The organism is Chloroflexota bacterium (assembly GCA_016875535.1).
Taxonomy (GTDB): domain Bacteria; phylum Chloroflexota; class Dehalococcoidia; order SHYB01; family SHYB01; genus VGPF01.
In genome coordinates this window covers 23450-31814 of record VGPF01000028.1, presented here as the reverse complement: position 1 = coordinate 31814, position 8365 = coordinate 23450, and the positions used below count along the sequence as shown (strand labels likewise).

General features: G+C 60.3%; 8 protein-coding genes. All 8 read right to left on the bottom strand.

Features of this window, described 5'->3' with window-relative positions:
- On the bottom strand, positions 1-181 hold a 181-nt coding region (locus FJ039_08630; protein ID MBM4406227.1), incomplete at its 3' end, for a transposase.
- A 149-nt stretch (positions 182-330) separates the two neighbouring features.
- Positions 331-1377 carry an aspartate carbamoyltransferase gene (pyrB, locus tag FJ039_08625; GenBank protein ID MBM4406226.1) on the bottom strand — a complete coding sequence of 349 codons (1047 nt, stop codon included), beginning with the start codon at positions 1375-1377 and terminating at the stop codon, positions 331-333.
- Complete coding sequence (gene arcC / locus FJ039_08620; GenBank protein ID MBM4406225.1) at positions 1269-2222, bottom strand: carbamate kinase; 954 nt, start codon at positions 2220-2222, stop codon at positions 1269-1271. Before arcC ends, pyrB begins: the two co-directional genes overlap by 109 nt.
- 185 nt (positions 2223-2407) lie before the next feature.
- Positions 2408-3943 (bottom strand): acyl-CoA synthetase FdrA, encoded by a 1536-nt coding sequence (gene fdrA / locus FJ039_08615; GenBank protein MBM4406224.1) that lies wholly within the window; start codon positions 3941-3943, stop codon positions 2408-2410.
- A gap of 13 nt (positions 3944-3956) precedes the next feature.
- Positions 3957-5204 carry a DUF1116 domain-containing protein gene (locus tag FJ039_08610; GenBank protein MBM4406223.1) on the bottom strand — a complete coding sequence of 416 codons (1248 nt, stop codon included), beginning with the start codon at positions 5202-5204 and terminating at the stop codon, positions 3957-3959.
- A 26-nt stretch (positions 5205-5230) separates the two neighbouring features.
- Positions 5231-6274 (bottom strand): DUF2877 domain-containing protein, encoded by a 1044-nt coding sequence (locus FJ039_08605; protein MBM4406222.1) that lies wholly within the window; start codon positions 6272-6274, stop codon positions 5231-5233.
- Positions 6151-7659, bottom strand: coding sequence for an amidase (locus FJ039_08600; GenBank protein MBM4406221.1), 1509 nt, complete (start codon positions 7657-7659; stop codon positions 6151-6153). The genes FJ039_08605 and FJ039_08600 overlap by 124 nt, the downstream gene beginning before the upstream one ends.
- Entirely contained in the window at positions 7656-8357 is a 702-nt protein-coding gene (locus FJ039_08595) for a cysteine hydrolase (GenBank protein MBM4406220.1), read from the bottom strand. Before FJ039_08595 ends, FJ039_08600 begins: the two co-directional genes overlap by 4 nt.
- Positions 8358-8365: the final 8 nt, after the last annotated feature.

Sequence of the window (8365 nt, the reverse complement as noted above, 5' to 3'; positions counted from 1 at the left end):
TGAGCCGCTTCGCTTGATCGATGCGCAGGCCGCCGTACTCCCGTCGCCACCGATAGAAGGTCTGGTCGGTTACCCCAAGGACCTTGCACACCTGGGCCACGGTCTCTCCCCTGGCCAGGCGCACCTCCGCTTCCCGGAGCTTGTTGATGATCTCCTCTGCCGCAAACCGTTTCCTTGGCATCGCTGCCTCCCTTTCCGTCCAGGCATTTTCCCACTTTGCGCCTGGTCTAGTTTTTGGGGGGCAGGTCAGTGGACGGGGAGTCTGAGTAGAGTTACTCTCCCTTCCGAACACAGCCGGTCTTGGTGGCGGCGTGACTTGGCCTCGCAAGGTCAAGTTTTGCTTGCCAACAGGTTGTGGAGTATGGCCATGCGAATGTATAGCCCGTTGGCGATTTGCTGGAAGTAGAAGGCACGGCGATCGTGATCGACATCGCGGGCGATGGCGACCGTGCGTGGGAAGGGATGCATAATGATCGCCCGTTGGCGCATAACTTCTAGGACCTGGTGAGTTATGGCGAAGTCCATGCGCGCAGGATGCTGTTTAGAGGTATGGGCCTGGTCGGGAGGCAAGTCGGTCTGGTAGACGACATCGGCGATGCGGAGAACCTCGTTCAGTTGATCGCCAGCCGCCGATATCTGCGTAAATGAGACACCGTGCCGAGTGAGATAGTCGATGATGTCTGGTCGCATCGCGTGCTGTGGAGGTGCGACAAGCCAGAGTTTCACACCCGTGTACTTTCCGAGGAAGTAACAGAGTGAGCGAACTGTTCTGCTATTTGCGAGGTCTCCCATCATGACCACTGAGACGCCATCGATGCCGTCCATGGCCCGGTAGATGGTATAGAGATCTAGGAGAGCCTGGGTAGGGTGTTGGCCGCCGCCATCGCCAGCGTTAATGATTGGCACTCGGGATACGGCTGCTGCACGCTCGGCAGAACCCTCCTGTGGGTGGCGCAGCACGATCACGTCGACGAAGCTATCCATCATGCGGATAGTGTCTTCGAGCGTACCGCCAATCGCGGCATCGGAAAACTCCTGGGGGTGCTCAGTTGAGACGACGTTGCCGCCGAGGCGCAACATGGCTGCTTCAAATGACAGGCGAGTGCGCGTGCTGATCGAGTAGAACAGGGTTCCCATGATCTTGCCGCGCAGTTCGCTCGAGCCGCCAGACTTGGCTATGTGTTCCATGCGCTCGGTTGCATGGAAGAGGAGGGTAATCGTCTTCTTGTCAAATTGCTGGGCGTCGATGATATGGCGCACGGAAACTCCTAACGTTTCACGAAACGGGTGCCAGCCTCGCCGCGAATCGCTCGCTCGGCGGAGGACAGGCCAGCGATAATTGCGGTCTCGCCGCCGTACTCGAGAAACTGGATGCAGGCGAGCACTTTGGGGCTCATGCTTCCGCTGGCGAAGTGGCCTTCGGCAAAGTAGGTGCGCGCTTCGGTAAGCGTCACTTCGCGAAGCGTCCGTTGCTGCGGGGTGCCATAGTGCAAAGCCACGGCCTCCACGTCGGTCAGGATGAGCAAAATGTCAGCGGCGATGCTTTCTGCTATCTTTTCAGCCGCCAGGTCTTTGTCGATGACAGCCTCGATACTGCGCATGGCGCCATCGGACTGAATCATCACCGGAATGCCGCCGCCGCCAGCGGTGACGACGATGACGCCTGCTTCTGAGAGAGCGCGGAGGGCACGCTTCTCCATGAGGCGCAGGGGTCGCGGAGACGCAACAACGCGGCGGAAGGGCCGTTGTGGGTCTTTGCCGATCTGGCGAATGACGTGGCCGGGAAGCGCCTCATACCTCTGTTTCAGGCGCTCGTCGAGGAATGGGCCGACTGGCTTGGAAAGTGTTTTGAAGTCTGCGTCGGCTGGGTCGACCAGGAAGTGACTCACCAGTGTAACGACGTCGCGTTGGAGTCCCTCGGCACGGAGGTGATTCGTGAGCGCTTGCACAAGTAACGTTCCGATTTGGCCCTGGGTCATGCCGACGCAGATGTCCATAGGCATCATCGGCGCGTAGTCAGCGGCCTCGACCTGCTGGATGAGCAGATTGCCGACCTGTGGGCCGTTTCCGTGGGTTAGGACGATGCGGTGCCCATCATCTATGAGCGGCAAGAGGTGGCGGCAGGCTTGTTCGAGGTTGGCGTACTGCTCGGCGCGTGTCCCGCGCTGTCCGTTCTGCAGTATCGCATTGCCGCCAAGTGCGACGACGATGGTCTTACCCATGGCGCCAATCCGTCACAGCAATTTGTCCAGGAGGCCCATCATTTCCGTGTCGCCTTCCGCGGGAGGACGCCAGTCGATGTGCAGAACGCGAACACCCTGAGTATCGAGGTTTGTGGCAAAGTCCTTAACGCCGATATTGATAGCATGGATACCTGAACGGAGGAGATCCTGGATGCGCGGTTCGCTCATCTGCCCACCTTCCCCAATTCGATCGCAACTGCTGCGGCAAACCGGCTTGCATCGACAGCGCTTGGGAAAACTGTGACCCCGGCCTGTTCCAGCGCCTGAATCTGACGGTTAAAGCCCTGCGCATCGAGCTCAGTGCCGCAAACGGATGATAGCACAAGAAGTCGATTACCCTGGCCTTCGGCCTGCTCACGGGCCCGCTTGATTGCGGGTGCAAGGTCGCCAACTGGGTCAGCCGATGCGCTGAAGCCGAGAACGAAATCAAGCAAGAGGATAGCAGTTTCTGGGTACCGCGCTTCAGCCTCGACCCTCTGAGCGCGCAGGGTGCTGTCAATCATGGGGTGGGGACGACCTACTGTGAATACATCTGCGCCCATGTCGACAAGGGAATGCCCAACGCTCCGGTAAGGGTCAGCGAGTTTCAGCGACCGGCTTAATGGCTCATTGGAATGAACTGTGACGCCTGCCTCACGAAAGATCTGCTGGGCTTGATAGCAAAAGGTGCCGCCGGCGAAAAGCCCGCGGACGTAGCGCCTGTGCGGCCCGATCTCTGCCACTGCGCTGGATACGCTCGGATATGAGCCAGGTAACAGCGTTGGCGCCACGCCAGCCAGGCGGACCGCCTCGCTCGCTGATTCTGTGAGGTCGTGCGCGGGGTGTGGCCAATGTTCTTCGAGGCCGGACGAGCCAAGGAAGCAGGTAATCACCGGCTTCGACATGCTCGCCATACGCTGCCGGATGCGCCCCAGCGTGACCTGCCCAGGAGGCTTGGAGACAAGGACGATGACTTTTGTGTTTGGTTCGGCATCGAGGGCGTCCAGCGCTTGCATTGAGGTTACCCCGCCGACGGCGTCCGTGAGGTCGTGGCTGCCGGTGCCTATGGCGTGGGAGATGCCGGAGCCCATGCGATGGACGAGGGTGGTGATTTCCTGAAGGCCGGTACCAGATGCGCCAATGACGCCAACGGGCCCGCGGCGCACGCTGTTCGCGAAGCCGATGCCGGCGCCGCCTATGATGGCTGTTCCGCAGTCAGGGCCCATAAGCAGCACACCGCGCTCTTTGGAGAGTTGCTTCAGGGAGACTTCGTCCTCGAGCGAGACGTTGTCGCTGAAGAGAAAGACATGCAGGTTCTGTTCGAGTGCTAGCCGAGCCTCTCTCGCTGCATATTCACCGGGTACAGAGATGACTGCGAGGTTAGCGTTGGGTTCGACTCCAAGAGCGTCGGACAATGTAGTGACGGTCGTGCCAGAGTTAGGAGTTTCTTCTCGATTGAGCCACTGGTCGAGATGGTCGAGGATGGCGCGGGCGTGAGTGGAGTCGGTGGCCCGCAGCGCGACGATAACGTCGTTGGGAGCCGCTGGTCCCCTCGCTGCGCTCGCGAACCCGGCTTGAGCGAGAGCCTCGAGGTTTTTTGCGGTAGCCATTACAGCGGCCGCCTGCTCGATTCCTTCCGCAGCGCTGATGCGCTTGGCAACACGCATTAAGAAAACAGAATCGAAATACTGGTTCTGGATAATGGCGTGATCGGTGACCATAGGGGGCCGTGAGCTAAACGCCGTACTTTGAGGCGAACTTCCGCAGCGCGAGTTTGAAGCAGTCCATGGGTGGGCGCACGATGCCAGCGCCGAGATTCGGGTAGCCGGGATCCTTGTGTGCGATAGCAGTGTCGATGACCGGCAGTATGCCGGTCCGCACGACCTTACGGATATCGATACCCACAGGGGCGCCTTCGAAGTTGAGGGCGGGGATACGGAAGTCAGGGCTTGTGCCAGTCGTAATCTTCCGCATGTCGCGGCTCCACGCAAGCGCCTGTTCCGCCGTCCCGCCGACCAGGGCGAGGATACCTGGCGCGCCGCCGATGACGAAGCCTCCCCAGCCGACTGTCTCGGTAATAGCGGAATCGCCCATGTCCCGTCCCGCGTCCGCATCCGAGAAGCCAGGCATGAAAAGGCCGTCAATCTTGGGTGAGGGCGCTGTGAACCATTCGCCGGGCAGGCCAGCGACGCGGATGCCGAATTCCGTGCCGTTGCGCGCCATGGTCGTAACGATGGTGCTGTACTCCACACCCGAGCAGGGGTCTGTTGCCGCCTTGCCGCAGGCCATCGAGACACCGAGGAAAAGGAAGGGATTGTTCGCTGTCCATCGAACGGTGCTCAAAAGGGCATCTTTTGCCACACCCGCTTCTATCATCGCAGGCGTGAGCGCTCCAGAAAGAAGTGACGATGCGGCGTCAGGTCGGTTGTGCAGTTCGTCACCCATCTGCAGGGCGCGAGAGATAATCGGCTTTAACGGAAGGCCCCCTTTGATCGTTTGTAACCCTTTTGAGATCGATGGGCCCCAGACATCACGCCACATGCGGAGGCCGCCGAGGGCCTGTTCGCTGAAATCGCCGAACTGCTGCCGCGCTTCGGCGAGGCGGCAGTATGCCCGGTTCCCCGAAGCGCGGTTCTCAACCACCCAGACAGGCAAAGACTTAGTTATCGTGCCGGCCATGGGTCCTACGGCTTGATGGTGGTGATTTGGCTCGAGTTTTATAGCGCCCGCCGCGAGGAGTTCCTGCGCCTGTTGCGCAGTGGAGGCCCAGCCCTCGAACAGTGTCATCGCGATGACGGCGCCACGCTGTGCGCCGCACATGTTCTGCCAGGTGACTGGAGGTCCCGAATGGGTGACCATGCGTTCAGTGAGTCCTGGTATGACCTGTCCGGCTGGCAGTACGTCAATCAAAATAGGGTCGGCAGAGGTGACGCGCTTTACCACCTCTGCATTTGCGGCCTCGATTTTCGCTTTAATTTCCATATCTTTCCTCGTCCTGAAGATTCAGGTTAGCTTCTTGACTCATGGCAGAGCAGGAGCATACCTGCACAGAAACCCGTCAGTATGTCCCAGCCTGTCGTCCGGCCTATACGCATGAGACCTTCCGCAGCGGGCATCAATCGCTCTTCCGGCTGGGCCGTCAACACTGCGTACGCAAGGTCGTGCAGGGGGCCGGCCCCGCGCCCTTTTATGTGATCGTGGAGGAGCTCGGCACTGATGCCATTCGTTTGCTCGCGAGCTCTTGCCACCATGTCTCTTGCTGAACTGTCGTCCCATGGAAACCGGTCAGGGTAGGCGACGTGTAGCGCACGCAGGGCAAAAACCAGCCCGCCTGCGAAGTCGTCTCCTGAAGGCGTCAGCCCCGGCCCCAACCCAAGAAGGCCCGCGGCCTTCTGGAGTGTATCAGATTGGCGGTTTGACACTGAATCGATAACGCCGCGAACAGACTCACTTCCGGCAAAGAGTTCAACATCGGCGGGGGTGGCAGCGAATGTTGCCGTTGAAGAGACGTAGGCGATGGCAGGAGCGAATCCGCTTGACGGGGCTATGGGTGTGATCGCTTTGAGCAATGTCATGAAGGATGACGCTGCCATACGCGCATCGGTGGCTGACTCTGGACCTACCAACGGCGGCACCCAAACGGGCGCATGGGCCACTTCGACGCTGAAACTTGAGCCCACGGTGAGCCACCCATGATCGAGAGTAATCGTGACGTCGGGGGGCAAGCCCCTGAGGTGGCACGGCGCGATAACCGCGCGGGCGTGAATAACATTCCCTGGAGTTGTCATCCACAACAACTCTCCGGACGCGCTTTGCATGTACACAGCGTTTGGAACTGCGGCGATAACGCGCCCTTCGAATCCGGCTGTCCCCATGGCCATTTGAGCAGTCACGCCTACCATAGTCGCGGCGCTCTGGGACTCGCTCTTCACGGAAAGCGAACTCCGAGGGAGCTTTCGATGGCGGAGGCGAGAGCAAGGATGGCCCCGTCGCCGAAGGGCGCGCCGACGAGTTGCGCGCCGACAGGGAGTCCCGATGACGTTGAGCCGCATGGGACTGATAACGCGGGGAAGCCGATAAAGCTCCACGGGATGCAGTTTTCCGAAAGGATCATGATGTAGCGGTCGCTTTCTTCGAGTGATGGCGCGGTAACTTTGCTCGTGGGCAGTATAAGCGCATCGAAGTCTTGGAAGTGATGCGCCATGCGCTGGGCGAAGTCGCCGCGAAAGCGCTGAGCGGAGAGGTAGTCCACCGCCGTGACGCGGCGCGCCTCGTCGAGCTGCTCGAAGACTGGTTTGGTATAGAGGGCGTCTGTGTTGGGGAAGGCCTGATGAAAGGCCGCCGCTTCACACCTGCTCATCACCATGCCGAGCGATGTGCAAAGCCTGATGTCTTCTGCCGATGGCGTGCTGGTTTCGATCACGTGCACGCCAAGTGCCCGGAGAGCGTCAACGGACCGGTGAAAAGCGGCGAGCACGTCAGGACTTGTGCCGGAGAGGCCATGTAACGCAAGGCCAACCCGAAGCCCTCGCACATTTTTGTCGAGGTATGTGTAATAGTCGTTAGCTGGTCGCTGAACTGTATTGGGGTCCCGAGGGTCCGGGCCTTGGACGGAGTTCATCAACAGCGCAACGTCGCGCACGGTCCGGGCCATCAGACCGGTGTGATCTATGCTCCATGAGAGTGTGACCATCCCATCGGTGGAGACAAGGCCGTATGTCGGTTTATAGCCAACAACGCCACATAGGGCAGAGGGAACACGGATGGAAGCTCTCGTGTCGGTACCGAGGCTAACCAGGCTCATCCCCGTGGCGACGGCGATGGCGGACCCGCCGCTGGAACCGCCAGGGTCTCGGCTTGGGTCCCAGGGGTTGTGGCTTTGGGGTGTCGTTACACCAAGGGCGAACTCATGGGTATGTGTTTTGCCCACGAGCAGGGCTCCAGCGTCGCGCACTCGCGCGACGGCGGTGCCGTCGACGGTTGGCGTCACGCGCATCACCCGGGAACTCGCGGTGGTTGGCATACCGCGAACGTGCAGCACGTCCTTGACCGAGGCAGGGATGCCATGCAGCGGACCCCGAATACGCCCTTGGGCTCGCTCCGTGTCCAGTTCCTTGGCCTCGCGCAGTAACGCATCTTCAGGCGCCACGTAAGTGAACGCATTGAGCGCCGGGTTCCGAGCCTTGATCACGCGAAGGGTCCGGCTCATAAGTTCCACGGCGCTGAGCCGTCCGCTGGCCATTGCTTCGGCCGCGCCTGCCACCGTTCCCTCGGGAGGCACTCGCTTCGTGCCTGACGGCAGCGATGTGATCTTTTGATTTGTATCGACTGCGTAGGTCTCCAGCGAATAGGTGAAGGCGGGCCTACGCGCCATCACATCCACGCGGTATCGCTGAGCGTCTTCGAGTGCCGCCCGGAAGCTATCTCTGGCTGTCATCGCCGGATGCTCTTCAGTCCAGAGATCGCGCGGAGAAACTTCCGTGAATCTGAAACAGAGCCGAAGACGCCGCCCTGCATCTTAATCATGTTGATTGCCGCCAGATAATTGCCTTTGTCCGTTGCGCCCGTGCAATCTTCCAGCAGGAGGCATTCATAGCCACGGTCGTTCGCCTCGCGCATGGTTGTGTGGACGCACACGTCGGTGGTGATGCCAGTGAGCACGATATGGGTGACGCTGCGATTCTTGAGAACGAGGTCGAGGTCAGTGGCGGTAAATGAGCCCTTTGTCGGCTTATCGATGATTGGCTCGCCGGGAAGCGGAGCGAGCTCCTTGATGATTTCCCAGCCAGGCTCGCCTCGCACAAGGATGCGCCCGCACGGCCCCTTGTCTCCGATGCCTGCCCCGATTTGTTTCGATCGCCACAATTTGTTTGGCGGGCAGTCGGAGAGGTCAGGCTTGTGCCCCTCGCGTGTGTGGATGATCGTGAAGCCGAGTCTTCGACAGGCGTCGAGCACTGCACGCGTAGGCTTGATGCCGCTGCGCGTGTTGGCGATGTCGTAGCCCATCGTATCGACATAGCCGCCTTTTCCGCAGAAGTCGTGCTGCCAATCGATAAGCATCAGCGCAGTTGTACTGGGGAATATGTTGCCGTCGTACGGCCAAGGATACGGGTCGGCGGGCACAGTGGTGGCCATGCAACGCT